The organism is Paenibacillus sp. MBLB1832 (assembly GCF_032271945.1).
GTDB classification, from domain to species: Bacteria; Bacillota; Bacilli; order Paenibacillales; family NBRC-103111; genus Paenibacillus_E; species Paenibacillus_E roseopurpureus.
The window spans coordinates 975,435-1,000,346 of sequence record NZ_CP130319.1 but is presented as its reverse complement, the minus strand read 5'-3'; the positions used below and the strand labels follow the sequence as shown (position 1 = coordinate 1,000,346).

Below are 24,912 nucleotides of genomic sequence, written 5' to 3'. Positions count from 1 at the left end.
ATGCCCGAAAACAGCTCTTTCTCTGCTTCCAAATTCAGTGATAGCTATCCACGTAGCTTCTAACTATTGTTCGAGCAGCCATCTCTTCTGGGCTCCCATGCCAATTCGAGCCAGACAATCGAATCGAATAGCTCTGTCCTGGATGGAGGTCAAAGAAATTATCTGAAAGCGGCAAATCACTTCCCTCTACAACTACTTCAACAAACAAGGCAAGCTGATCGCTTTTCAGAGTAAGCTTCCAATCATCCTTCTCTTTCGTCCAAGCGAGTTTCAAATTCGGTTTGGGAAGTTGGAGCTCTTTGGGTTTACGAAATAAACCAGTCCCTCTGGATACCATCCTATCGTTAGAATCCCGTAATTCTGCTTGTACGTAAACACCACTCCCCAACCTATTGTCCATCTCATCAGGCTGACGCATATGTAGGAGATGAGTGGAACTTCCAGGTTTCAGATGGACTGCTTCTCTTCCTTCCTGAAGAATCCCACCATCATAACGGAGAATCGCCCAATACACATTCCCCTCACATGCATGCAACGTCTCATTGCAAACATCCAAACTCACGCCATCCTCATGCCTCCAAACAGACAGAAGGAGTGGAGAATAAAATCGCTTTGCCGCGTACTGGAGTGCTTTCCATCGTCCGCCATAATCAATAGACGACCAAGAATGACCAGGATAACAGTCGTTCAATTGCCAATACAGAGAACCGGAACAACGACCGCGATTTCGTCTCCAATGCTCGGCTCCACATCGCACGGATTCCGCCTGCATCACCTGGGACAGATAAATGAGCGATGAGAAATCCTTGGGAAAACGAAACTGCTCCGTGATATGGTGGAGAATTTTCCGGTTTCCATCCGGATTCTTTTGATGTAGCTCCATAATCGGCGAGAATAAATTATGGTCCTCCTTCGCGGTAAAGCTTTCTATCGTCGAAAGGCATGCCATAGACTGGGCTCCGTATTCGGAAACGAATCGGCTAAAACTGTTTCGATAAGAGATGGTCGGCTGGTTCGAGAACCATACGCCCCAATTGTGCGAGTTACCCGTTGACTGTCCATTGGCTTCTTTGAATCCGCCCCCCGACGAGGGAGACGAAGGCCAATACAAAATGTCAGGACATAATTGATTCAGCAACGGAGGCAGTAATTGTTCAAATAGCATCAAATAATCGGAACGCAATCTATCGTCATGGGGAATAACCCCTGCTTCCCAGAACATTTCAAGCTCATTATTTCCACAGACCATTGCAAGGCTTGCATGATGACGAATGCGTTTGACGTTATCTTCAACTTCGTGTAGGACTGTATCACGAAATGCGTCTGTTAGTCTGTATTGTGCACAGGCAAACATCAAGTCCTGCCATACCAAGAGCCCCAATTGGTCGCACATGTCGTAAAAATGATCGTCGGGGTAGAATCCACCTCCCCATACCCGAATACAGTTAAAGTTACTTTCTCTTGCATCCCTTAACAGTTGCTCAGTCTTCTCAGGCGTACGTCGTCCTAGCACATGGTCCTCTGGAATATAACAGGCACCTGCAGCGAAAATTTTTGTTCCATTGACTTGAAAAGCGAACTCGCGTCCCCATTCGTCTTTATCCATTGAAACCTTGATCGTTCGAAGTCCAATCCGATATGTTTTTTCTTCTAGCAGGTCTCCTCCGTGCTTTACAACCAGCTTGACCTCATAAAGCGGTTGCTGACCAAGTCCATTTGGCCACCACAGCAGAGGCTGCTCAATCACAAGGGCCAGCTCCGCCTCTTGTATCACAGAGGTAATCGTTGTCCACCTACGTCCATGGGGTTCGGTTACCTGCATTTCAACCAACAGCGGAAGGCAGTCCGTTCGTTCAAGCCGGATTGCCACTTGTAATTGAACACGATCATCGACATGTGTTTGCTTGAATTGGGTTTCTGCCAAACGCCCTGAATGAAGTCCCACTAGGGCTACATTCCGCCAAATCCCACTGTCCGGCACGTACGCTCCCCAATCCCACCCAAACATGTAGTGGGCTTTTCGAATGTGGGGATAACCAGCCTGGCACATGGTTATCCCCCAGAGAGGATCCATTTCCTGCTTCTCCCGAATATGTCGGGATGCGGAACGAAGCACGATATGCAACACATTTTCGCCATGGCATAGAAGCTCTAGTACGTCCCATTCATAGGTGCGATGCATATTGTCGGTCTGAGCTAAGAGCTTTCCGTTCAACCTGATTTCAGCAATTGTATCGATCCCTTCCATGCGGAGAAGCAGCTTATCATACTCAAACCATTCACAACTACTCATGAATGACTTTTCATATTCGTAATCCGCTTCAAGCAAGCTCTGTAACCTTAATTCCGAATCACGGACAAATAGATTCTCAGGCAGTTCTTCTAAGCAAATCATATCGGTTAAAACCGAACCGGGAACCTTCCCTTCCCGCCATTCTCCCCCTCCCCATCTCCGAAAACGCCAATCTCCATTTAATGAATAGGTCTGCATGGTCTTCATCTCCTTACTAATATTGAAAGCTTCGCCCATCTTCCCACGCTCAAAGGTTCTTGTATACTTTCAAAAACTGCAATAATTATCAAAATTCGCTATCACATAAAAAACCTTCAGCACCACTATAAAAGTGGAACTGAAGGTTCTTATAACTTTGGATAACCTCTTATTCTTCTAATGCTTGCGCTATTCGCTTCAACCGGTATTCCTTCGGTGTAGTTCCGAATTTCTTCTTAAAAGCACGAAAAAAACTGGTTTCGCTGGTAAAACCAACCCGATCCATAATTTCCTTGATGCTCATCTGTTGGTTTATTAGACAATGGAGTGCATGTTTGAGCCTAACATCCGTAATAAATTCAGCAACTGATATGCCTTCCGTCTTCCGGAACAGTTTTCCAATGTAATCTGGGGTCATTCGCAACATACCACTAATCTCCTGAAGGCTTAAATTGAGGTCTTGATAATTATCCTCTACAACTTCTTTAATCGTCTCGATAAGTGCATTATTCTTAATTTCTTCCTTCTGTTCCGTATGTTGCCTGGCTGTGTTCATCGTTTGAAGGTACAGCTCACGAATGTCAGCCAGCGTTTCCTTCTCCAATACGGCAAGGTTCACATGATGATAGTTGGTTACCGAACTTAAGCGATTCTTATTGATTTCACGTATCGTTTGCACATAAACGACTGTAAACTGGGAGACAAGCTGCATGATCGCGTCATAGCACATGGTTTCAAGCAATGAAAAGAATTCATCCAAACACTTTTCTTGCTTAGTAAAATCATCACTCTTGACCGCTTCGATCCACATTTTCTCCAACGCTGGAGGAAGCTCGCATTTCTCAGGGTGAGGTCGAGGTCCTATGCGCTCTTGTGTCACTATACATTTCGCTCCAAACACCAAACGATACTGAATTTGACTAAGTGCTTGCTCGTATATAACCGTAATATCTTTGTAACTGGCTCGATGGTCGCTGATCGAGCAACTGAAAGACAGTTTATAGTATTTTGCAACAGTCTCCTGAGCACGACCTAACAGATCGATAACCCTCTCCAAGTAATCTTCCTGCGGTTCATGCATGTGCAGCAGCAGCACCATATGATCGCTTCTCATGTCGACTGCTTCGCAGCGAAATGCCGTTGACATAATTTCTGAGGTAATATTGAGAATGGCAAAATTCATCAATCTCTGATTCGTAAGCGATGTTCTTTCTATATAATGTTTGTAATCGTCCACTTTCAAAACACAAACTGCAAAATGGTCTTTTTCTTCAATTTTAATCCCGCTGGCCGGGAGATCTTCGAATACTTCTTGTTCCGTAAATGAGGAGCTATCGAGAATCAGCTTCCGGATGTAGTAGCTTTTAATGATCGTTTGCTTGGAATCCTGCTCCTGCTGGAACTCTTTGACCTTCTCAAAAACAAGATCATAGACATTGGATAAATACGATAATTCATCCAACGATTCACGGTCAGCTCCATCCCATTGGCCGTATGAATTGCCCTTAATTTGTTGGATCAAGCCATCGATAGGCCTGTATAAACGACGGGAAATCCACCATGATGCAACGAGGGACAGAATTAAGAAACCTATCATTAACAGTAGGGACGTGAGCCTTAACTGGCTGATTTCGCGAACAACATCACTATAGGGTTGAACATTTACAACAGACCAATCACCTGCGCCAGTGTTCAAACTTGTAATCAGCTTCTTTTCTTTACCTACTCCATAAATAAACGTGTTCAACGAATTTTCTGGGGCATGCAGGTGACGTAGGAGTTCATTTTTGAACTGCTGATCTGCCAGCATCACATTATGCTCCGGATTGTACACAACACCATCCCCATCGATGAGAAAAACACCGCTTTGGGGACTTGTTGCAAGGCGGTTTACCGCTTTGAGGTTATCGAACAGCCACTCCGGCCTCACATTCAGCACCAAGACATTGTTGTATTCGCCTGTACTGGATGTCTCATACAGAGCGAATGAAAACAAATCGAACTCGTCCTGCTTTAGCTGCGGTAAAAGGCCTGTTCGAAGAGGTTCTAGCTTCAGATTCGTGATCCTTTTGGGGTCTGTAATCATCCGTTTAGCCGATTCAATGACGGGGTTTGAATTCCCGTTGGATGCATCGAAGGTCGAATAATATTGCTTGTTAAAACCGTTATAGATGACAATGGAATGGAGTAAATTGGTATAACTACCTACAAACTGTTGAAGCTTATTTCTTTTCTTAAAAAACTCAAAAACTTCCTCATCTCTGCTATATAACAAGGATCGGATATCGTTATCAAAATAAAGCTGCAGTGTTAAATTTTTGAATGTATCATTCATCAAGTCAATATTGTATTGGATCTGGGTTAAGACTTTCTCGTTAGCTTTATTCTGCACCGAAAGAACCTTGCTTTCAGCCCCATAATAAACAGTAATTGAAGAAATGAGCAAAAAAACCATCAACAAAACATTAAATGAGATCAATAGCTGCCATAAGTATTTTTTGGATTTATAAAGTTGAACAATGCTGCCCATACATTCACACTTCCTTCAGCAAGTTTGACTGGCTGTATGAAACCCTCTTTCTGATAAAACGTCTGTTCTTAATGTACTTGTTTACTAGAGAGGATGCAACCGAGCTAGACTACCAGTTCCGGTGTTTCCTACCGTTTTCAAATGCTTGACGGTATCACACCCCCGTGACTGTCACGTTAAGTGCCCTGGATGACGCTGCAGCGCCATCTGTCATGGTATACAGCCTCGATGGTGGCGCAAGCTGGACGGTCTATGTCCAACCGATTCTCATCGAGCAAGAAGGATTGACGACGGTTCAATTCCGCAGCACCGATGCGGCTGGCAATGAAGAAGCGGTTCAAACGCTTGAATTCAAGTTGGATCTAACGAAGCCGACTGTGACCTATTCCGTCTACGACGGTACATCCACTACCATCGATAAAACGATCGCGATCACATGCCAAGATGTGAATACGTCTGCAGTCAGCTTGGGTCTCGGAGTCCATACCTTCACGGCAAGCGCTGTGGATATCGCGGGCAACAGTGGCTCTACAACAATTCACATTCAGATCAAGGTAACGATCAGCAGCCTTGTGAACTTCATTCAACAAACGGTTACGGATAACGGGATTGCAAACTCCTTAATCGCGAAGCTGAATGGCGCATTCGAAGCCGAGCAGCAAGGCAACGTCAATGCACGCGATAATAAACTGAATGCCTTCAAGCATGAAGTTTCCGCACAAAGTGACAAGAAGCTTAACGTGGAGCAAGCGCAGCTGCTCACAACGCTCGCGGATGCACTGATGTCTCAGTAATTTCTTCCATTCCAGCCTCTCCCCCTAATTAAAAACGGTATTACAGGCCTAAAACATCCTGTAATGCCGTTTTTGTTTGATTTCTAACTGTATTGAGCTAATTTGGGGGTGCAGCTAAACGCCTTTTCATGTTTTACTTTTTTATCAGAAACCAGATGGAAGACACTCCCGCCACGACATGCATGATATTCAGCATGATTATCATTGAGACAGGCGCATCCGCGATGGAAAAGGGAGAGATGAAGGAAAGAAGAAGGACAAAACCTCCGAGAATAGCGAATATAAATTTAGCTTTTGTTGTAAATAATACTAACAACTGATAAACCAGTGTTCCCAACCCAATACCTATAAGCGATGCAAAAATAACTAAAGCTTCCGTCAACGGCACATCTGCGGGGGATATAAGCACCGAAGCGGGGATCCAATGAAAGGCAGCACTGAGCCAGTACAGACATAGATTGATGATAATAGCAATCGCCGCTGCCTTGACTCCCCTTTTCCAGATCGTGCCTGAACTATCACGTTTAATTAATGTTGTCATGAGATAATCGCTCCTTTGCTTTATGAACAAATTCTTGGCTCGTTGTCCATAATCTCGTGCCCAGTGAGACGTCGGATCTATCAGAGCTAATCCTTAGTTTCTCTCTTCTATGGAAGAGACCTACTTTCAAATCCGTTAGTTCCTCAGAAAGTGCCAAATACAACGGTGCCTCGGCTCCTGCCTTGGCGCTCAACACGGAGGATCGAAAGAGCAAACCCATCACACGCGTCAGCCATGCTGGAAAGTCACGGCGAATTTGTGTTTCTACGGCACCAGGATTCAAGGCAAAGCAGTTGATTTCCTGCCCTTCAAACCTTCGTGCGAGCTCAACAATAAACACATCATTGGCATATTGAGCTTGCCCAAGACCCTTTAATCCTCCGATCGTCATCGGTCCCTCTAAATCGTTAAAATCGATACGGCCCTTTCTCGTGCTGGAGGCGGCGATAGTAATAACTCTGGCAGGTTGACCTTGTATCAGCTTCTCAGCTAACAGTGTCGTTAAGTAAAATCGACTTAAATAGTCAATGGCCCATGTAGATTCTATCCCTTCCATTGTCATCTGTCGTTTCCTCAAATTAACGCCAGCACTATGCACAAGCAATTGAATACCATCTACCGCAAGCTTCTTTACTTCGTTTGCCACACGCTCTACTTCCCTCATCAAGCTCAGATCGCCTTGGAGAAATATCAACTTTTCGCTGTTCGCTCCGAGCTTCTCAATCACAAGCCTTCCTTTTTCAGCCGTTCGGCCCACGAATACGACACTGAATCCTTCCTTCAGGAGAACGGCGATCATTTCTCGTCCAATGCCATCCGTTCCACCGGTAACAACAGCCATTCGGTTCATACGTATGTCACCTCCTATTTAGCAACAGACCTTGGTTCGCTATCCATCTCTGCAAAGATTCCTCAAGGGTCGGTACTCTACCGAATAGTCGTTCTTGCTCAGCAATATCGGCTACATATTTGCCCGATTCCACAAATTTTACTGAAGGTAGTAACCCCTTCACAAAAGGATTAAAAAATCCAATGACCGCAAATACGAATTTTCCTATCCATGGAGGCGGTGCTGAAGCTCTAATCTCTCGACCTAATTGACGGCTCAATTCGGCCGCAATCTCTCCAATACTCACCGGGCAGCTCGTTCCTAAATCAACAATTTTCCCCTTTGCGTCCGCTTCATCGAGTGCCATCACTAAAAAACGGGCGACATCGTCGGAGAGAATCGTGCTTGCTTTCGCATTGGGATCTATCATCGTTCGAATGCTCCCTTTCATTACGGCATGCGGCGTAAGCAAGGTGTCGACAAATCCGCCAGGTCGAAGAGAAACGAAAGGAACGCCTTTTGCCTTCAAATAATCCTCGATACGCTTTTTCTGGTAAAAATGAGGTACATCCTCCGCTTGATCAGCAGCAAGAATACTCGTAAATACGAACAAACCCAGTTTTGTTTCAGCGGCTGCCTCAACCAAATTACGATTCCCTTTGTCATCTACGGCAGCCAGACTGTCGCCTTTCCTTCGATTTGTGTAGCCAATCGCTGTTGTGATAAGAGCGTCTATCCCACTTAATGCTGAAATAAGCGTTTCCTTGACTGTAAGATCGCCTCGGACGATCTCGACACCTTGAGCTTGCAGACTTGAAGCATCGCTCTGCTCTCTGACTAAAGCACGAACGTGCTTTCCGCGCATCAAAAGCTCCTTAACCACTTTCCCACCCAAGCTCCCGGTGGCACCTACTACTAACACTTTGTGAATAACCATACATGATTCAACCCCCCCCCGTCAGTTTAGTTCTAAACTATAAAAACAAAAAAAATTACAAGCTTTGGTCCACTTTACGCAGCAGTCTAAGCAGCTCTTCTTTCTCCAGCTCTGTTAATACACTAAATTTCTCCTCGATAAACTGGTCATGCTCCGGTATGGTACTTGCGATGAACCTTCTCCCTGGATCAGAAAGTGAAATGAAAGATGAGCGCCCCTCTTTTTTCTTGCGGATATAACCAGCCTCCTCTAGTTTATCTATTAATTGACTTACATTTCCTTTGGTCACAGCAAGTCGCTTCGCAATGTCTTGCTGACTCATCCCTTCAGAAGCCGCAAGTTGATTCAAAATAGACAATTGAGGTCCTGTTACATTCAATTCCTTTAACGGCTGCTCAGCCATCCGGCTAATTTTTTGTGTAATTCGAATCGTGCGCAGCCAAATCAGCACGGCGAGATTGCGAGATGTTTCCGTAGAGGTTTTATTATTCATGAGGATAGTTTATAACTAAACTAATTAACTGTCAAGATGACCAAAGAATTTCCGCTCAACTGTCCCTTTCTATCCAGAACACATTGGTCAGCATATACGCTTATAATTTTTCTCAACTCAAGTAGAACTCTAAGAATAAAAAGTCGTTGTGAACGTTTCACTGGTGTTGTTCGTATTATGGACATTCAGATAAACGAGGAGGTTAAGAATGATGAATGACATCAACTGGGCGATATTGTCGCCAATAATTATTTTACAGTTGCTTCTTATGGTTGTGGCGCTTATCAATTGCTTGCGTGCGGAGCGGACGAATGGACCAAAGTGGATGTGGACGCTAATTATCTTATTCATCAGCTTGTTGGGTCCCATCGCTTATTTTGTCTTTGGAAGAAGGAACGATTGATGACACTCCTCGAAGCGAAGCATCTGACGAAACGGTTTGGCACAACCGTCGCAGTGAACGGAATTGATTTTCTCATTGCTGAAGGGAGATGTGTAGCGCTGTTAGGACCGAATGGTGCAGGGAAGACGACGACGCTCAAAATGTTGTCTGGATTGCTGCCGCCAACTACAGGCACAATTTCGTTTCCAGGACTACCAACGCAGGATATCCGCGAGCATATCGGCTATTTGCCGCAAATTCCTGCCTTTTACAACTGGATGTCAGGCCTAGAGTTTCTTACATACGTCGGCAAACTGGCTCGCGTGGACAAAAATGAACTGCATAAGCGAACAGAGGCGTTGTTAGAACTTGTCGGTCTAAAGGATGCGCGTAACCGTCGAATTGGCGGGTACTCAGGAGGCATGCGGCAGCGGCTAGGTATTGCCCAAGCAATGATTCACCGTCCGAAGCTGCTTATGCTCGACGAGCCAGTGTCGGCACTTGATCCACTCGGTCGTCGCGAAGTACTTGAGATGCTGCGTATTATTAAACGGGAGACGACGATCCTATTCTCGACGCACGTTCTTCACGATGCCGAGGAAATCTGCGACGACGTGCTCATTATGCGCGGCGGCGAAATTGCCTTATCCGGCAGCTTACACGCGCTTCGAGAGCAATATCAGCAGCCAGTCGTCAGCGTGGAAGCAGACATTTCACTAGAACAATGGAGGCAATCCATCGAGAGGTTCCCGCTCGTTGATAAGGTTGCCGGGTCAGGAAATATTGCACGTGTCCATGTGCGGGACTTGTCTGTTGGGAAAAGGGAACTTCTGGCCGATCTTGTCCGCTGTGGCATAGCCGTTCGTAAATTCGAAGCTGGCCATACGTCACTAGAAGATTTGTTTATGAAAGTGGTGGAAGAATGAGTCGATTGAGCCAATGGATGACATTGTATCGCAAAGAAATGCTAGAGATGTCTCGCAATGCCAAATGGATCTGGGTGCCGCTCGTCTTCATCATTGTTGGTGTCATGCAACCGGTAACTACTTACTACACCCCGCAAATTATAAAAAGCATGGGCGGATTGCCAGAGGGAGCTATCATTGAGATACCGATACCATCGCCGCAAGACGTGATCGTTAAAACCTTGTCGCAGTTCGGCACGATCGGGATACTTATCCTCGTGCTTGTATCGATGGCGATCGTCTCTGGAGAACGGCAGAGCGGCGTGGCCGGGATGATCATGATCAAGCCTGTTCCCCATGTATCCTATATAACAGCCAAGTGGGCCGGCATACAGACGCTTGCGCTTGTATCGTTCGGCTGCGGATATACGGCCGCTGCGTATTATACCGTCGAGCTTTTCGGCAAAATCGAAGCCGTGCGTCTCATTCAAGGTTTTACCGTCTACAGCCTATGGCTTGCGTTCATCGTTACAGTGACAGTTGTCCTCGGCACATGGCTTACAGGAAGCGGCGCGATTGCGTTTGCGGCAATAGCAACGGCCATAGTTCTCTCGGTTGCGGGCAGCTTGTTCAAGCCGTATATGGCGTGGAGTCCGTCTATGCTGGTCAATCACGCATCAGCGCTCGTGTCGAAAGAACAATCATCGGATCAGCTTTTACTATGCGTCATATCGTCGTTGATCTTAATTGCTTTGCTTCTTGCAGGCGGGGTACGGTTATTCAAAAATAGAAGCGATTTAACTGGTTAGTGGTACTATAAAATACAAAAAGGCTGCCGCGGCAGCCTTTTTTGTTCAACTAACGTTTCACCGCTATCTAAACAACTCGTACGACTATTTCTCCAACTCATAGCGGGTCGCGATAATGCCCGAGTTGAGCGTTCGGCTGGACAGCAGCTTGAGCCTAATCTTCTCACCGACGCCGTCGAATACCGATTTTCCGCTGCCCAGGAGGACAGGACAAATCGTCAGTAGAAATTCGTCGATCAGACCGAGCTCAAGCAGCGTCTTTGCAGCCCCCGGGCTGCCGAAGATAACGAGATTTTTGCCAGGCTGCTCCTTGAGTGCCTTGACTTCCTCTGCGATATTGTCGTTGATCAGCATCGTATTATTCCATTCCGCCTTGTCCATCGTGCTGGAAATGACGATCTTTTTAACATCCTGCACCCATGTAGCATGCTCCATATCGTGCCTCGAAGCATCAGGATCATCCAGTACTGTTGGCCAGTAGCTCTCCATCAATTGATACGTCGTACGTCCGTAAACGGGAGAGCCGACTTCAGCAACGACCTCCTCGGCGTATTTCTGTAATTCCTCGTTGTACGGAATCCAACCCAGTCCTCCGTTCGAATCTGACGCATACCCATCCAGTGACACATGCATGAACAATACGAGTTTTCTCATGATTGCTTCTCCTTTGATTTCGAATTTAGTTATTCAATTTGACAGTATGCCCGTGTTTCGTCCTGCCCTTACGTTCACTATAAATCATTACGTTACGTAAGGGTCAAGTGGAAATCTGAATTTTCTTCGATTGGTATAAATATAATCGTTAAACTGCTCCATTTTCTGAAGATCTCTCGTCACATAATTGCGGATTACCCGCTTCTGCAAACGGAGAAGACACTGGCGGAAAAAGAGAAAACAGGGGCCGTCCTAAAGTAGAAAGTCTACTTTGGGACAGCCCCTGTTAGTGGCTCATTTGTATATTTATCTAACTTAAGAAATTGTTATCGAATCCGCTTCGTCATGGCATACATCAAAATCTTTTGGGCTTGTTCTAGCTGCTCCACCAGACGGTGGGCCACGACCTGCTCCAGGTCACCCTTTTCCAGATATAATTGGATCTCTTTTGATGCTTCATTTAACTTAAGGGATACGTGATCGAAATGCTGCAGTTTTTCATTTGGTTGAGAAGCCGCGACTCCTCCACTGGTTTCTTGATGCGCAGCTTCCTTATCAATCGCTTTAGTAAGTTCATATTGTATGTCGTCGAACTTTCTTAGCAGCGACTTCGACGTTTCGTTCCCCCTCAAAGCGTTCCGTGGGATGTATACTTCATTAAAGTCGTCTTTCATCGAATGAAGCATAGCAGAGACTGCATCAAGCGGATGCACACCTGTAGAGATCGCTGTTTTGCGCCAAGGACCTTGTTTAAGTGCTTTCACACTGAGTGGGCTTGCCTGTCCGAATGCGAATATCGTTGTACCATTGTCGATGTCACGAGCGGCAAGAACCTGAGATACGGTATCGAACGCATTCATATGCACATACATGGGATAGATACCGCTATATATCAACCCTCCACCTTCAATTTGTGATTTGTGCTGTTGAACCGATTGAAGAATACTGCTTGTACTATACGAATAAGCTTGCGGAATGACAACATCCACGTAATGAGACCAAGCACCAATTTTATCTGCTTCAGCTCCTGGCTCCGGAGTAGCAGAAACGATAACCTGATTGCTAATGTCTTTCATTTCCGAATAAACCGACTTAACAAATTCATCTTCAATCATGCTAATCCAATCCGTGTATGATTTCCATTCTTCTGGATGCAAATTCTTCTCAATCGTATACGGATCAATGCCAACCTGCTGTTGATAAGCAGTGCGTGCATATGTACTGAAGTTGAAGCTCATCTTCCAGTCGGAGCCCATTGGCAACCGCATGTAATCAAGGTCAACACCTGAAAGACCGTAAGTCACAACCATCTCTTTCGTAATATTAAGCAAATAACGTTGAACATCCGGGTTGATCAGATCCAGCCAGAAGTAACCGTTCTCGTGCTGCGGCATCGGTTTACCTGCTTGAACATCGTCGCGCTCAACAGCTGCCCATTCTGGATGAGCACGGAGTACAGGCCCCCCTGTCTTATCTATGCCGACAAAGAATCCGTCAAGCCAGGCGTGTAAAGCGATACCCCTTTTCTGAGCTTCTTCTGAAAACGCTTGAAGTGGATCCCAACCTTTAAAGGATGGATTCTGGTTTTCAATACCGTTTGCCGACGCGGTTTGACTCGGATAAATGGTATAGCCACCAAACCATGTTTCCAAATAAAGCTCATTGAAGCCAGCAGCTTGCATCCGATCAAGAGTTGTTGCTACCTCCTTTTGATTCTTTTCAACTGGACGGTACCATACTCCCCTTGCTTCAGCCACACGGCTTGGCAGCGTTCGGTAGTAGGCTTGCTGAGCAGCAGCTACTGCTTGCTTCGCATTCATAACAGCTAGGGCGGAATCGGTTGCTGCGGCTACCCGTCCGCTCTCCAGCAATGTTTGAGCCTGTGCAACGTCTTGCTTCGCTAAATCAAATGGGGCATTCACATACATAGCATATCCTTGGTCTATGCTGGTTTGCGCCGTAGCAATTGCCGTCTCTGCTTGATAGAGGTAACTCGTTGCATCTTTCGAGATGGTCACTGTATGGTCACGGATCGTCACTTTAGCTCCAACCATAGCAATGTTAGATAACCATGCCGCATTCGTCCCATGCCCGCTTACGATAAAGCCATCACTCGGAATTTCCGAATTGGCTCCGCCAACGGATGTCACAATCCCATTCTTCACAGTAATTTCATTCCCATATTGATTCGTCCGTGTTGATGGGCCAAATACTGGCGTATATACGTTTAGTTGGTTCGGTCCGCGAAAGCCGTCAAATACAGCTCCTTCTGGATTTGTTTCAGCTGTGGGATCAATCGCCGATAGGGTAGCACTAGCAGATTGTTCAATGGGTGCTGCTACCGTAAAGATATCGCCTACCTTGAAGTTGTCGATCAGAAAGCGGCGCACATCTGGTGTCCCTCCCGGCCCCGCCGAAAGAACGAATCCATTCTCCGGAATATCACTATTCCCACTTTTGGACTGGTCACCGAATGCAGAATTCATTCCTGTAACTTGATATTGGTTCGGAATCCCAGTAGCAATCGCAATGACCTCCGCGCCGAAGGCATTCGTCGCAGTTTTATACCCATACTCTGGTGTATATTCCACCAACATCCCAGATCCGCGAGTCATATTAACACCTGAAAGTGCAAAAGTCTTTCCGTTGGATGCGGTTACAATTGTTGCATTAGAAACTGACTCCGCATAAACCTTATTCGTCCGATCAGAAGAGTTGCTTTGAAAAGGGCCTGCAATCAAGGTCAAGCCAAACACAGTGACAGCTATTGCTTTCATCGTTTTAGTAACTAGCATTTTTTTAAGTACCAATACTTTCATCCTCCTCACTAGATTAGATGCTAGGATTAACAGCACATACAAAGTATACTAAGTATTCATGGTTTTTTCCACCATTAATTTTATTTAAGTAGAAATATTACTCCAATAACAAAAAGTCTGCTCACCAAACAAGACAAAGCACATGTAGTCTATGAATTAAGGCATGAATTGCCGGTGGTTACATTGCTTGCGATCGTTAGCGTCCCGCGTAGTAACTCATCAGTATCATCCTAACCACTAATCGAATAATTTTCTTGATATTGGAAAATCTAATTTCGATGAAAGGAGGTACATGGATGGTTGAGTACACGAATATTCAAGACAACTCTGAAGAAATAATGAAGTGTATTGTTAACTGCGATACCGAGCAAAATGAGAAACAAGATGATAACCTTTTGAACAGTATTCCGAGCGAAGAAGAATATATTGATGAGCCGTAACTAGCTTACGCTTCAATGACGGACTTTTCATCTACAAGTACAAATTAACTAGAAGCACTGGACAATTACCTAATTAATTAGCAAAGGATTGATATTCCCAATGGATATAAAGAAAAACGACTCTGATTACAAACCTGATATAACTAACTACGATTATGTTTGGGGTAGCGATCAGGATGAGTATACGAAAGATGCTGCCAAATCAGAGTCAAATGAAGAAGAGGACAAGTAAATCCCTCTGGACTTGAAAATAAAGCCTGAGAGTCAATCTCACGTGCCTTAAATGAAACAAGGGACAGTTGCCGGCCGCGGCAATCTGTCCAGGAACAAAAGCATAAAGCTGAGGTGAAACGGCAGCGTTACCGCTGTAAAGCCTGCCATCAAAGCTTTAACGACCTCTATTGCAAAACAGCATTAAAAAAGAGTAGATAAGCATACCTAAACCTACCAAAAAACCAACAATTACCTACAAAAAATGGGTCTTACTTATTGGCTTCTCAAAAAATGCTCGATTCTCTTTTCCGGAACAACCCAGATCAAAGCCACAAGAACGTAAAAAAAGCCAGATACCCATGGACTCACATACGCTGTCAATATCGCGATCAAATAGAGGAAAGGAGATATTCTCACCTTCCAATCTTTGCCCATCGACTTAAATATTGCAGAATCGTCAGGATATTGGTTGAGGATTGCGAGCTGAAGCACCCGGTAAGATATTGCAGCAAGAAGAAGAATGATACCATACAATGCCGTTGGAGTGGGTGCAAAATCGCTTTCCCCCATCCACGCAGTCGTGAATGGAACTAGGGAAAGCCAGAAGAGCAACATCAAGTTAAGCCACATCAACCGCCCGTTCATTGTTCGAATCATGTGCAAAAGATGATGATGATTATTCCAGTATATACCAATATAAACAAAACTAAAGAGGTAGCTTAGAACTTTCGGACCTAACTCGATTAATGCGTGCCAGTCGTGGCCTTCCGGTACTTTGAATTCCAGTACCATGATTGTAATGATAATTGCCAGGACTCCATCGCTGAATGCTTCCATTCGGTTTGCTTTCATTAGATCACATGTTGCTCCCTTCGTACTTTCATTTTATACCCATGAGTTTGTAACTCACGGTTAATATTTCCTTGTTGATCACGCCATTACAGAACTTAACATAATCATTTTTAAAGCATGTAATTGGTGATTTCCAATTTGTATATATTGACGAAAGTAAATTTATTTAATACTTGATTATCGGTATATTTCTTTATTCGAGAAGAGCGTACTCTACACCTTCAACGATGAAATTTTAACGAATGCTGCTCGTTCACAATGAAGTACCCTTCCCTACATCTTAACCGATCAAAATTATACGCCAATGTTTGTGTCGTGGTGCTGCGACACAAACATTGGCGTTTTAAACTAAAAAATACCCATTTCAAGGGGATCTTATTACACGCCTCTGGTACTACCCTTACCTCGCCGATCTTCAAAAAGTCCTTCTACTCCTTGAGTCATAAAAATTTGTTTCAGCCGTATTAAGCATCTATTCGACAGAAGGGGGAGATTCATACTAAATCACTCTTTATTTCATCAAAGTATTCAAACCATCCTGCAGGAATGCGCTATATTCCGTTAAATAAAATACGAGTTATTATATTATTCATGGGTAAGGAATATTCTGAAAAGGGATGAGTTAGTTTATTCTTCGAAAATGAAAGGCGGCGATTTTCGTGAAGAGATATTTATCGATGCTGGGAAATTACTTACTCTATTTGACGGTCATCATTTTAGTGATCTTCCTCTATAATATCGTCCTTGATCCTGTATTAGGATGGGGGCAGTTCGGAAAAGGAAAGAACATCCCAATCCAGGTATTCATGGTACTTGTAATTACAATCGCTCTTTCCGCGATTGTTTACGCCATTAAATATCGACTTTTGAAACAGACACCGGTAAGCTTCTGGAGACTTAGTAGCTTCTCGCCGATCAGTTCGAGCTCTTCGGTTCACATGATAACAATCGGGCTCGCGTTCACATTATTAAACGCTGCCTCCATGAAACTACTTCTTTACTACAACATTACAACGTTCAATGATTTTACAGAAGAATATTTTGCCTCTGTTCCTTTCGTTTACATTATACTTTCCTCAGTGCTCACCACTGCACTTGAGCTGATCTTGTTTATTGGTATCATGTTTAACGAAGCCCGGAAACATGTTCACGTATTCTGGTCAATTCTAGTCATCGCTTTGATTATTGCGGCGTTGCAGCCAGGAGGCATTGCGATGCAGCTTCTGGGTGTAGCGTTAGGATTCATATATGGATCCATCTATGTACGCCTTTCATCCATATGGTCCGTTATGCTGATTGGAATCGTGTTTAACATCAGTCTGTTCGGTATGAAAAGAATCGGTTGGCTTGATTCCATGGAGAACATGTCGGGCTTCACCCTTATTCTGCTTACGGCAGTCATGGGACTCTATCTCATCTTTAGCACCCTTTGGTACTGGAGAAAACCAAAAGCTGGCTACTAACGGCCGCAGCCAACGTATTGCACGTTAAGGTGCCTTCCCACGTGATGCCAACTTAGGATCCTTATCCAGTAAAGAGTATATGTTTACGATTCTAATGTTTGAAGAATCACTATTGTACTAATCGGTTTCGGTGCCTTCGAATAACCTCCAACCGCTCTCTTCCTCTCTTATTCTTTGCTATCATAAAAAACATGCTCGGCCTTAATGTCCGTTCCTTCGATCTCCATGATCCCGAACGAATGCTGCTTCATCCTTCGTTTATCCGTCGGTGAACCCGGGTTAAAGAGCAGAATACCGTTATGTAGCTTCATTAGCGGAATATGGGAATGACCGAACACGACGGCATCCGTTTCACCTGGCTGATATGCCATCATCGCTTTTTGCTCCGCTGTAAGTTTCTTGTGCGGAGTGTGTCCGTGTAGAAGTCCAATTTTGACTTGGCCGATCTGAATCGTTTTTTCGAACCCGAACATCCGGATGATCTGCTCCCCATCATTATTGCCAGCTATGCCTTCCACAGGAGCGAATCGAGTAAGCTCGTCATAAACGTCAAGACTTGTCCAGTCTCCGGCGTGCAAAATCAGATCGGCGAGCTCCAGCTCTTGCAGCAATCGGATGGGCAGCTTCTTCGCCATTCGCGGCATGTGTGTATCGGAAACAACTACGATTCTCAAACTGCCACCTCCTCTTCCACTGAATCATTAGAGTAACACCAGTACTTGCATCCGAATCCATCCCACCTTTTCTCAATTTTATCATTTTTCTTGAGAGATTACTGCCCATTACTTCAAAAGACAACGGCAGCTGATCGTAACCTGTGCTTTGTTCATCATTTTCGTATTCGGCATACCATAAAATTAATTCGTATTAACAATCTCAATAATTGTATTAGCCAAATCAGTCATTATTTTGTTGTCCTCATTATTTGTGCAATCTGACCAGTTATATTCACGAACCGCACCATTGATTTTAACTTTTAAATAGAACTCTGGCTTCTCTGAGCATATTGCAAATTTCTTTTCACTTAAATAATTGGATAACACCATTTTTTGTATATTTTTTGCCGTTCTTCATTATTTAGCTGAAAATCACTCACACCTAGCATTTGACCATTTTTTAGGTCTTTCACCAATTTCATATCTATTGTATTTATCTCATTTGCTTGATTATCACCATATTTAAGCAATTCTGTGTTCGTTTCAGTTTTTTCAAAGTTTTCACAAGAGTATGTTGTTACTTTGCCTGCTCCGAATTTATCTTGCGTAGTATCGTATTGAAGCTCGAAATTGCCATCGCGGTACTTGATGTTGTGATAAATAGGGTCGCCTTCAATCGTGTAATGAGAAATGTTAATCGAGACGTTTTCTTTTTCTTTAATTTTTTTCACAAAGTCGTCCATTTTAAAGAGGTTAGAAACACTTCCGTGGATATCAACCACGTCAGCATTATTTTTTAATGTTTCTTGGGGTTGGTCAATGGCTTTTATTTTTGAACAACCTGACAATATGCTCATAGCAAAGGCAAAGATCATTAACTTTTTGAGCAATTTAAAACCTCCCATACACATATACATTATTGACGAGTCAAACTTACATTTTGTTCCATCAATAGGTGGGAGAATGAAACTTGTACTAATGGTCGACTCCAAGAAATAAAATCGCCATCTTCACAGCATCTCAGAATTTGGTAATAAAAAAGAGGCTCAATTGAGCCTCCCTTAATTCCCTTTTGAAAGGGATTGAGTATACCTCAACCTTACGACCAGTCAGACCTTGCTTATCAGTACGATGATACGCTTATTAGTGAATACTGCTGTGTCTCTGATTGTCTTGTAAGCAACTTCAGCTACTTCGCCCTCAACTATAATCTCTTCAATCTCTCTAGGTACGTCCGTCTCTTGGATGAACGTCCAGTTCATAATTCTTCCCCTATGGTATGGACAGGAAATTTTTTCGCGAAGGTAAATACGAAGGAATTAACCGCTTAATTACAAGCAAAAAACTCTGGTCGTGGTCAGAGTTTTTTTGCTTTATTTAGCGCATTGTAAGTCTCAATAAAAAAACCGCAAATAATATGCGGTTCTTGTCATGATTCTGAACTTAATATGGATATGGGTAGGGGTAGGGGTATGGACATGGATATTGGTAAGGCGGATATGGGCAAGGGTATGGGTAGTAGGTTGGATAGCTAGGATATGGGGCAGGAATAGGAACGATTAAAGGAAATACATTGTGAAATCCGTGGCCAAAACCACCATGAAATCCATGACCAAATCCGCCATGAATACCTCCGCCAATAGGGGGGCGTAATTCTTCCTTATTAGATGATAACATTTAGCAATCACTCCACATTTCTATAGGGGTTATTTACCTAATGTAATGTATGTGTGAATGCCTATTTTGTGAAAACTCCACCTGAGAATGGGCGCATTCTTTAAGCACAGGTTTCCCCATACGTAACTGAAATTCGTTCCGATATCGATCCTCATTATGAACGAGTCCGTTTCACCGACAAAGTCGTCTGCGCGTATGTACCTGGATTCGTCTAATTCCCATTCACCCAGTCTCATTGAACTATCGTTCTGCGTTAGTTTAACGCGGAAAGCCCCAACTCCGTCGAGATCCAGCAAGCAGGCTCAAGCCTATACCGAACAAAACTAATTATCGCAAAGAAGACGCCTGGGAAGGTGCCCCGGCGTCTTCCTTTGTTAATCCAAATATGAGTGCGCACTCCATTATCCTTAACCTTGAGCTGCATCCGTGTTTATGTAGTTGATTGCCCACATATGGCCGTCCAAGTCTACGAAGCCCCAATGATACATGAACCCATAATTCTCGGGATCTTCGTGTATTTTCCCGCCCAGGGAAACCGCTGTATTCACGATTTCATCAACCTTTTCTCGGCTCTCGAAGGCCAATGCGATCGTCATTTGCGCATACTTGTCCGTATCTACGGTTTCCTTCTGCGTGAGGGTATTGAAGAATTCTTGGGAGATCAGCATGACCTGCAGGTTGGCGCCGATCACGATGGATTCCGACTTGTCCTTCTGGGAGAACTGCGGGTTGAACTCGAAGCCGAGTCCGGTGAAGAAATCCTTCGATTGTTCTACGTTTTTTACAGGCAAGTTAAAGCTCGTGAATGCGGAAGTTAATGCCATTTTCATACACCCCATCGTTAAATGAATTTGGTTGTCATTGATGTCTTCGTTTAATTAGACGAAAGCTGATTCGGAAATTCATTGGTCTACTTGATTCGGAAGCGTGAATTCTCAAAACCGATCACAAAGTTCAGTAAATTATCCAACTCAGAAAAATTCGAGAAACGATTGAAGAATCCTGCCGTTACTTTAATCAAAAAGGAGCCGCTTCAATGCAGCTCACGAACTAAAGTTTTTTTCCAATAAATTGCTAAAATTACAAATATAGGATTCACCAGAGTAATGGAGCCAATCTTTTTGGTTATATTTTAAATATCATTGTTTTTGTCATTATCATCCAAGCTCTTAGCATCTGGAACATTCTTACCTTGATTTTGATGAGATAACTTCTCCAGATGACCTTCAATTTTCTTTAATGTACTTACGATTTCGTTTTGTTTCCAATACCACGTAAAAAACTCCCGTAATATAAAAAACAAAGCAACTACCATTGCAAGTAAAACAAAAAAGTTTGTATAAGAAATACTACTCATATTACCACTTCCAACTCCCCATTTTACCTATTTGTCATATGTTACTATATTGGTGCACGATGATAAGAAGTAAAAACATCCCTATGAATATACGCGATAAATAATACCTCTTCAGCGATAATATTAAGGTCGGCGGAACCTCAAACGTGATCTTCTTACCATCGATGAAAACGGCATGTGTGGTATCTGAAGGGGCTGCTATTTTGCAGTATGGATACTAGAAAATAATAGGATTAGTGCTAACTTGATGGATACGAATTTCTCTTTCATTATCAAGACTGCGCTAGCAACAACGTGATATAACTCCATTATTCAAAGGGTATGTTAAATCTTTATGTTGTTTTTACCCCAAAAGAAAACCGCCTTTTAATTTAAATATCGTTCTGCGTTAGTTCAATATTTTGTAACCTAAAAAATAAAAAGACAAATCCAAACCAGAACTCCAAAAAGTAGTAGAACAAAATTGATTCAATGAACGGATTTACGCATTATTCCCTCACTCATTTCTACCTATTGTATCCTTAATGTAGACGCTGTCGATTATCAATTGTTGCGCAAATCTGCCCTTTACTTGAGTGAAAACAGGGAGCAGCTGCGGCAAGCTGCTCCCTGTTTATTATTATACTCCCTCGTTACCCGTTAGCTATCAATGCATCGCAAGCGCCGCACCACAGATGATACTAATATCAATTTTTGGGCAACATATGGAATGCTTGATTTGGCAATAAATCTCAAGAACATTTACCGTTTTTCTCGCGTTTAAGAATTCAAGAGACATAATTTTTAGGAGGTATTTCATGAAAAAACTTGCAAGATATATCTATCGAATTGCCTTATTTGCTGCCGTACTTTTGCCATCTTCCTCCTTTGCCGCAGAGCCGAGTGAGATCGCCTTCCCTGAGAAAATAATCCTGCATGAGATAACGCCGCTTTATTCCCCGAACGGGAGTGCAACGGGTCTCGCATTAGCTCCTCAAGATGTAACCGTAATCGCGATGAAGGGAAATTCGATTGACTATACGATCGACACTTGGGTCGGACCGATGAACATAAGTGTCCCAGATACAAAAGCGGAAAAGAGGCGTCCTGACGGAATCCTCGTTGGAAAAACGGTCCAATTAAACAAGGTGACACCACTTCACTATGGTCCGACTTATTTTGCATCGGGAGCCGCCCTTGCCCCTCAATCGGTCAAAGTAACTGGGCAAAACGGAATATATTTGTCGGTTGAGACTTGGCTCGGTATTATGTTTATCGATGAGCGTGACATCCAGTAAACAAAAAAGGACACTCGATGTGTATCGGTTTCACTACAGAGTTAAAATCCGCCTTCACAATGGCCGGTTTTATTTTTCAAGTAGAAGAAGCATCTTAACCAATGAGGAAATCTATGCTGAAGCAAAGGAGATCCTTTTTGAAGCGATTGTCTTTTTGAAGTGCCACCGTCCATAACTGTCCGTTAGGTGAGCATAGGCTGCCGTTCATGCTGGCAGGCTCTTCCTAGGTGTTTATTCAGCTATCGGTTGCAATAGGTAAGCATTTGATGTGATCTCCAGCTTTTCCCCTGCTCCACACGGAGCGTACGAGTTTCCCAGTACTCCGCGTTCCCTCTAACTGAATTTACTAAATCATAAGTTCCTCGTTACTCATTGATTTGGGATATGTTAAACTGGTCTTAATGCATACTTTTCACGGTATTTGTTGATCTGAACCATCATCAATTCCGTTAGATCCAGTTTTTCCTTGAGTACGTCAATTGTCTCTTTGTGTGTTTGTAGGATAAGTTTCCCGACCTCCTTGTGGAGGATACGCAAGTTGTTAAACTTGTCGTTTCCACCTGCGTGGGGTGGGATATAGTGGTGACAGTGAACATCGGATGCGAAGAGATACATGCCTGTAATTTCGCATTTCCCCATTTTCATGCTATACCGACTAATCCGATTATCTATATACTCTACACTCTGATTCGGGATGCTAGATTTCGTTAGGAAGTAAATCTCCTGACGTAAATCTGGTCGAAGCTTTTTGTATATTTGTTCTCTGCCTGCTGTGGTAAAGAGCGAAAGACCTTGACTAAAGCCCATCGTATTCTTTGTTTTTACATTGGCCAGAGGGTATAAATAAACATCTGCTACTTTAAAAGTCCTGTACCCCAAGCTGTAAAATTTACTGTATGTTGGCGGTGGGTTTGCAGGATGTTCATATTTCCCGATTTGTTTAAGACGATTATACATGAAAGCTCGCAGATCATAGGCAAGACGTGAGAACGCAACATTTACATGTGTTGCCCGATTGAAATAGTTGTGAATTCCTAGAACAAAGCTGTTGAAACGTGCAGCGGTTAGCGCCGTTGGCGAAGCCCTCATTTTGAGAATATGTTTCTTGACTTCGCTCCTCATTTTCTGTATTTTGCCCGATTTGATCCCCGTATGCGCTACTCGCTTTTGACCCTTTTTGTTTGCTCGGATTGTAAAGCCAAGAAATTCCGACTCTCTTTTTCGCAGGTTAATGATTTGCGATTTCTCTGGAGAGATGTCGAGCTTTAAGCGGTCTTTGAGATACAAAACTACCGCATGATACCATCTCTGAGCCGATCTCCAATCTCTGCAAATGATTTTAAAGTCGTCGGCGTAACGCACCAAATAGCCTTCTTTAAGGGTCGTGCGGATTTTAGCGTATCTTTGGCTGTCCCTTGACTTTTTAGGTTGCTTCTTCAAGGGAAATAGCTCCCATTGACCTGCTACCCAGTGGTCCAAGTCGTTCAGTACGACATTCGAAAGCAACGTCGACAACAGTCCTCCTTGAGGCACGCCTTTTGACGGTATTCCTTCTCCATCGATTTCAGCTTTTAGCATTTTAGAAATGCAGGCTAGTACCATTCTATCTTGGATGCCCATGTTCCAAAGTTGCTTCATAAGCAACGTATGATTGACGTTGTCGAAGAAACCCAATATGTCGATGTCTACTACATAATGCATCGACGCTTGATTGATAAGAAATTGGACTCTTGCCATGGCATGATGTGTCGATCGGAGGGGTCTGAATCCGTAGCTGTGGTTGTAGAATTTAGCTTCAGCTATGGGCTCAAGGACTTGCTTGAAGCACTGCTGGATGATGCGGTCGAGAATGCATGGGATGCCAAGCGGCCTCATTTTGCCGTTATCTTTTTCGATGAGCTTCCTTCTGACATTCTTGGGACGATAGTGTTGCAGTCTGTTTTGGATTTCACTCACTAATTCGTTTTCGGGGCGTTGTTCGATGTCTTTGATGGTTAGCCCATCTGTTCCTGGTGTCTTTGATCCTTTATTGGACTTCATCGTACGGTAAGCCAACAAGATGTTCTCTCTGGATGTGACGATTTCATAGAGACGTGAAAATATCTCATTGTTTGCTGATCTTTCGTACAAATCCGTAAAAGCTTCCGTCATGCCGTAATACTCCCAATTTCGTAAAGCTTGCACTGTGGCATCCCTCCTGACGAAGCGATGTCCCCACATTCCTACCTGATCGGTGCAATTCACGTATGGAAAATGATCGTTCTTTTCAATTAGACTTGGGGCTATTCCTCCGCCTCTATTACAGAGGTTTCATCAGTCGTGCCCCTGCCCTCACAAGGATAAATGCATTTCGGCATGTGCCTTATTGTAACCGTTTCGGGTAACAGCCCTTCTTGCAACGTCCCTTGCTTTCCAAGTACCTTACAGCCTAGCTATCTTTTCTGAACTTAGGTGCTTCCTCTAAGCCTGTGAGACCAATGCCTCCTTAGTTTGGCATAGCGTATTTCATAGAAGAAAGTTTTACTTTACGCCACTCACCCCATCGTCTGATGGTACATACGTTTCCGCATGCTCTAACTTTAGACCCGTACATTCAGAAGTTCGTCATGTCGCTTTAATGCGAAAATTCTCACCATATTCAATTTTTCAGCCGCGCGACATATCCGTTGGCATACCTTTTCTATTTAGATGGCTTTAGCCTTCGTTCTGTCGAATCTACCTGTACTTCACACCTCATGTTCTGTTAAACATGACGCATGCAGGAGTGTTGGCGGGATGGTTTCGGGATACATG

At 43.8% G+C, this 24,912-nt stretch carries 23 protein-coding genes; 8 read left to right on the top strand and 15 right to left on the bottom strand.

Annotated features, from left to right (window positions below; all coding sequences use genetic code 11):
• Positions 1–34: 34 nt before the first annotated feature.
• The gene (locus tag MJB10_RS04520) at positions 35–2,491 is read right to left on the bottom strand and encodes a beta-mannosidase (protein WP_314802125.1); all 2,457 of its coding nucleotides are present in this window, start codon (positions 2,489–2,491) and stop codon (positions 35–37) included.
• A 169-nt stretch (positions 2,492–2,660) separates the two neighbouring features.
• A complete protein-coding gene (locus MJB10_RS04515) occupies positions 2,661–4,883 on the bottom strand; it encodes a helix-turn-helix transcriptional regulator (protein WP_314802123.1) in 2,223 nt (740 codons plus the stop codon).
• A gap of 302 nt (positions 4,884–5,185) precedes the next feature.
• On the opposite strand from MJB10_RS04515, the gene MJB10_RS04510 reads away from it, so the two are divergent.
• Entirely contained in the window at positions 5,186–5,815 is a 630-nt protein-coding gene (locus MJB10_RS04510; RefSeq protein WP_314802121.1) for an OmpL47-type beta-barrel domain-containing protein, read from the top strand.
• Between the two features lie 133 nt (positions 5,816–5,948).
• On the opposite strand, the gene MJB10_RS04505 is transcribed toward MJB10_RS04510, so the two are convergent.
• Genes MJB10_RS04505 through MJB10_RS04490 form a run of 4 tightly spaced genes read right to left on the bottom strand, consistent with a single transcriptional unit; the run spans position 5,949 to position 8,615 of the window.
• Positions 5,949–6,356, bottom strand: coding sequence for a DUF6069 family protein (locus MJB10_RS04505; protein WP_314802119.1), 408 nt, complete (start codon positions 6,354–6,356; stop codon positions 5,949–5,951).
• On the bottom strand, positions 6,340–7,206 hold the full coding sequence (locus MJB10_RS04500) for an SDR family NAD(P)-dependent oxidoreductase (protein ID WP_314802117.1): 867 nt from the start codon (positions 7,204–7,206) through the stop codon (positions 6,340–6,342). Before MJB10_RS04500 ends, MJB10_RS04505 begins: the two co-directional genes overlap by 17 nt.
• Before the next feature lie 7 nt (positions 7,207–7,213).
• A complete protein-coding gene (locus tag MJB10_RS04495; RefSeq protein WP_314802116.1) occupies positions 7,214–8,122 on the bottom strand; it encodes an SDR family oxidoreductase in 909 nt (302 codons plus the stop codon).
• Positions 8,123–8,177: 55 nt separating this feature from the next.
• A complete protein-coding gene (locus tag MJB10_RS04490) occupies positions 8,178–8,615 on the bottom strand; it encodes a MarR family winged helix-turn-helix transcriptional regulator (RefSeq protein WP_314802114.1) in 438 nt (145 codons plus the stop codon).
• 211 nt (positions 8,616–8,826) lie between these two features.
• On the opposite strand from MJB10_RS04490, the gene MJB10_RS04485 reads away from it, so the two are divergent.
• The 3 genes from MJB10_RS04485 to MJB10_RS04475 are packed head-to-tail and all read left to right on the top strand — an operon-like array spanning position 8,827 to position 10,711.
• Positions 8,827–9,018 (top strand): PLD nuclease N-terminal domain-containing protein, encoded by a 192-nt coding sequence (locus tag MJB10_RS04485; protein ID WP_314802112.1) that lies wholly within the window; start codon positions 8,827–8,829, stop codon positions 9,016–9,018.
• Positions 9,018–9,923 carry an ABC transporter ATP-binding protein gene (locus tag MJB10_RS04480; protein ID WP_314802110.1) on the top strand — a complete coding sequence of 302 codons (906 nt, stop codon included), beginning with the start codon at positions 9,018–9,020 and terminating at the stop codon, positions 9,921–9,923. The genes MJB10_RS04485 and MJB10_RS04480 overlap by 1 nt, the downstream gene beginning before the upstream one ends.
• On the top strand, positions 9,920–10,711 hold the full coding sequence (locus MJB10_RS04475; RefSeq protein ID WP_314802108.1) for an ABC transporter permease: 792 nt from the start codon (positions 9,920–9,922) through the stop codon (positions 10,709–10,711). The genes MJB10_RS04480 and MJB10_RS04475 overlap by 4 nt, the downstream gene beginning before the upstream one ends.
• An 84-nt stretch (positions 10,712–10,795) precedes the next feature.
• Here the strand turns inward: MJB10_RS04475 and MJB10_RS04470 are convergent, their stop codons facing one another.
• A complete protein-coding gene (locus tag MJB10_RS04470; RefSeq protein WP_314802106.1) occupies positions 10,796–11,365 on the bottom strand; it encodes a dihydrofolate reductase family protein in 570 nt (189 codons plus the stop codon).
• 326 nt (positions 11,366–11,691) lie between these two features.
• The gene (locus tag MJB10_RS04465; RefSeq protein ID WP_314802105.1) at positions 11,692–14,175 is read right to left on the bottom strand and encodes a glycoside hydrolase family 10 protein; all 2,484 of its coding nucleotides are present in this window, start codon (positions 14,173–14,175) and stop codon (positions 11,692–11,694) included.
• 305 nt (positions 14,176–14,480) lie between these two features.
• Between MJB10_RS04465 and MJB10_RS04460 the strand changes: the two genes are divergently transcribed.
• Positions 14,481–14,624: a hypothetical protein gene (locus tag MJB10_RS04460; protein ID WP_314802104.1), complete on the top strand. Its 144-nt coding sequence runs from the start codon at positions 14,481–14,483 to the stop codon at positions 14,622–14,624.
• A 100-nt stretch (positions 14,625–14,724) separates the two neighbouring features.
• Positions 14,725–14,856: a hypothetical protein gene (locus tag MJB10_RS04455; protein ID WP_279615879.1), complete on the top strand. Its 132-nt coding sequence runs from the start codon at positions 14,725–14,727 to the stop codon at positions 14,854–14,856.
• A gap of 254 nt (positions 14,857–15,110) precedes the next feature.
• Here MJB10_RS04455 and MJB10_RS04450 read toward each other — a convergent pair whose 3' ends face one another.
• Positions 15,111–15,689 carry a TMEM175 family protein gene (locus MJB10_RS04450; RefSeq protein WP_314802101.1) on the bottom strand — a complete coding sequence of 193 codons (579 nt, stop codon included), beginning with the start codon at positions 15,687–15,689 and terminating at the stop codon, positions 15,111–15,113.
• 659 nt (positions 15,690–16,348) lie between these two features.
• Here MJB10_RS04450 and MJB10_RS04445 point away from each other — a divergent pair.
• The gene (locus MJB10_RS04445) at positions 16,349–17,152 is read left to right on the top strand and encodes a CPBP family glutamic-type intramembrane protease (protein WP_314802099.1); all 804 of its coding nucleotides are present in this window, start codon (positions 16,349–16,351) and stop codon (positions 17,150–17,152) included.
• A 167-nt stretch (positions 17,153–17,319) separates the two neighbouring features.
• Here the strand turns inward: MJB10_RS04445 and MJB10_RS04440 are convergent, their stop codons facing one another.
• From MJB10_RS04440 to MJB10_RS04420, 5 genes are all read right to left on the bottom strand, one after another.
• Positions 17,320–17,826 (bottom strand): metallophosphoesterase family protein, encoded by a 507-nt coding sequence (locus MJB10_RS04440; RefSeq protein ID WP_314802097.1) that lies wholly within the window; start codon positions 17,824–17,826, stop codon positions 17,320–17,322.
• 350 nt (positions 17,827–18,176) lie between these two features.
• A complete protein-coding gene (locus MJB10_RS04435; protein ID WP_314802095.1) occupies positions 18,177–18,698 on the bottom strand; it encodes a DUF4362 domain-containing protein in 522 nt (173 codons plus the stop codon).
• 219 nt (positions 18,699–18,917) lie between these two features.
• Positions 18,918–19,070, bottom strand: coding sequence for a PH domain-containing protein (locus MJB10_RS04430; protein WP_314802094.1), 153 nt, complete (start codon positions 19,068–19,070; stop codon positions 18,918–18,920).
• An 822-nt stretch (positions 19,071–19,892) separates the two neighbouring features.
• Positions 19,893–20,309, bottom strand: coding sequence for a VOC family protein (locus MJB10_RS04425; RefSeq protein ID WP_314802092.1), 417 nt, complete (start codon positions 20,307–20,309; stop codon positions 19,893–19,895).
• Between the two features lie 308 nt (positions 20,310–20,617).
• Positions 20,618–20,842, bottom strand: coding sequence for a hypothetical protein (locus MJB10_RS04420; RefSeq protein WP_314802090.1), 225 nt, complete (start codon positions 20,840–20,842; stop codon positions 20,618–20,620).
• A gap of 797 nt (positions 20,843–21,639) precedes the next feature.
• On the opposite strand from MJB10_RS04420, the gene MJB10_RS04415 reads away from it, so the two are divergent.
• Positions 21,640–22,119, top strand: a complete 480-nt coding sequence (locus tag MJB10_RS04415; protein WP_314802089.1) for a hypothetical protein — start codon at positions 21,640–21,642, stop codon at positions 22,117–22,119.
• Between the two features lie 387 nt (positions 22,120–22,506).
• Here MJB10_RS04415 and ltrA read toward each other — a convergent pair whose 3' ends face one another.
• The gene (ltrA, locus tag MJB10_RS04410) at positions 22,507–24,303 is read right to left on the bottom strand and encodes a group II intron reverse transcriptase/maturase (protein WP_314802088.1); all 1,797 of its coding nucleotides are present in this window, start codon (positions 24,301–24,303) and stop codon (positions 22,507–22,509) included.
• Positions 24,304–24,912 lie beyond the last annotated feature (609 nt).

Excerpts from the sequence above, each read along its gene's own strand:
- MJB10_RS04520 (WP_314802125.1), bottom strand. The coding sequence starts at position 2,491 with ATGCAGACCTATTCATTAAATGGAGATTGGCGTTTTCGGAGATGGGGA.
- MJB10_RS04505 (WP_314802119.1), bottom strand. The coding sequence starts at position 6,356 with ATGACAACATTAATTAAACGTGATAGTTCAGGCACGATCTGGAAAAGG.
- MJB10_RS04500 (WP_314802117.1), bottom strand. The coding sequence starts at position 7,206 with ATGAACCGAATGGCTGTTGTTACCGGTGGAACGGATGGCATTGGACGA.
- MJB10_RS04495 (WP_314802116.1), bottom strand. The coding sequence starts at position 8,122 with ATGGTTATTCACAAAGTGTTAGTAGTAGGTGCCACCGGGAGCTTGGGT.
- MJB10_RS04490 (WP_314802114.1), bottom strand. The coding sequence starts at position 8,615 with ATGAATAATAAAACCTCTACGGAAACATCTCGCAATCTCGCCGTGCTG.
- MJB10_RS04485 (WP_314802112.1), top strand. The coding sequence starts at position 8,827 with ATGAATGACATCAACTGGGCGATATTGTCGCCAATAATTATTTTACAG.
- MJB10_RS04480 (WP_314802110.1), top strand. The coding sequence starts at position 9,018 with ATGACACTCCTCGAAGCGAAGCATCTGACGAAACGGTTTGGCACAACC.
- MJB10_RS04475 (WP_314802108.1), top strand. The coding sequence starts at position 9,920 with ATGAGTCGATTGAGCCAATGGATGACATTGTATCGCAAAGAAATGCTA.
- MJB10_RS04470 (WP_314802106.1), bottom strand. The coding sequence starts at position 11,365 with ATGAGAAAACTCGTATTGTTCATGCATGTGTCACTGGATGGGTATGCG.
- MJB10_RS04460 (WP_314802104.1), top strand. The coding sequence starts at position 14,481 with ATGGTTGAGTACACGAATATTCAAGACAACTCTGAAGAAATAATGAAG.
- MJB10_RS04455 (WP_279615879.1), top strand. The coding sequence starts at position 14,725 with ATGGATATAAAGAAAAACGACTCTGATTACAAACCTGATATAACTAAC.
- MJB10_RS04450 (WP_314802101.1), bottom strand. The coding sequence starts at position 15,689 with ATGAAAGCAAACCGAATGGAAGCATTCAGCGATGGAGTCCTGGCAATT.
- MJB10_RS04430 (WP_314802094.1), bottom strand. The coding sequence starts at position 19,070 with ATGAACTGGACGTTCATCCAAGAGACGGACGTACCTAGAGAGATTGAA.
- MJB10_RS04425 (WP_314802092.1), bottom strand. The coding sequence starts at position 20,309 with ATGGCATTAACTTCCGCATTCACGAGCTTTAACTTGCCTGTAAAAAAC.
- MJB10_RS04420 (WP_314802090.1), bottom strand. The coding sequence starts at position 20,842 with ATGAGTAGTATTTCTTATACAAACTTTTTTGTTTTACTTGCAATGGTA.
- MJB10_RS04415 (WP_314802089.1), top strand. The coding sequence starts at position 21,640 with ATGAAAAAACTTGCAAGATATATCTATCGAATTGCCTTATTTGCTGCC.